The following is a 434-nucleotide window of genomic DNA, read 5'->3' on the forward strand; positions in this document are numbered from 1 at the left end:
GTTTCAGGATCACCATCACTTTGCCAGAATTTTCTTCTGCCAACTCATCGGGTTCCGAATATAGCCAGAAGAAATCTTGATACGTCGATTTTCACCGGCCACATATAAACGACCGTTCCACCGTATTCTGCTCTCCAAGAATTGGGAGTAGAAGGCTCTTACTGCCATAACTGAGAATTAGCTTTCAGATCGCGCCGAGGTCATTACGGTCAGCCCGCGGCCGTTGCCTGTGATGCCGGTACACCAACGCCGTTCGCTTTGATCTTCCACTGCCGACGCAACTCCTCTTCTAACTCGTGACGAATCCAGTCACGGAAAGTCTTGAACGTGAATTCTTCGGGGAGGTCGCGCCCGCCCCGCCGAGGGCGGGCGACGACCGCCCATCGCAGCACTAGCCACAGGTTCTCCAGCAGTGCTGCGACTAACATAATGGC

General features: G+C 53.9%; 1 pseudogene. It reads right to left on the reverse strand.

Going from position 1 to position 434, the window contains the following annotated elements:
* Positions 1-209: 209 nt before the first annotated feature.
* Positions 210-434, reverse strand: a pseudogene (locus FY251_RS21540) (ISH3 family transposase); the annotation flags it as partial.

Source organism: Haloferax sp. KTX1, assembly GCF_902410085.1.
GTDB classification, from domain to species: Archaea; Halobacteriota; Halobacteria; order Halobacteriales; family Haloferacaceae; genus Haloferax; species Haloferax massiliensis.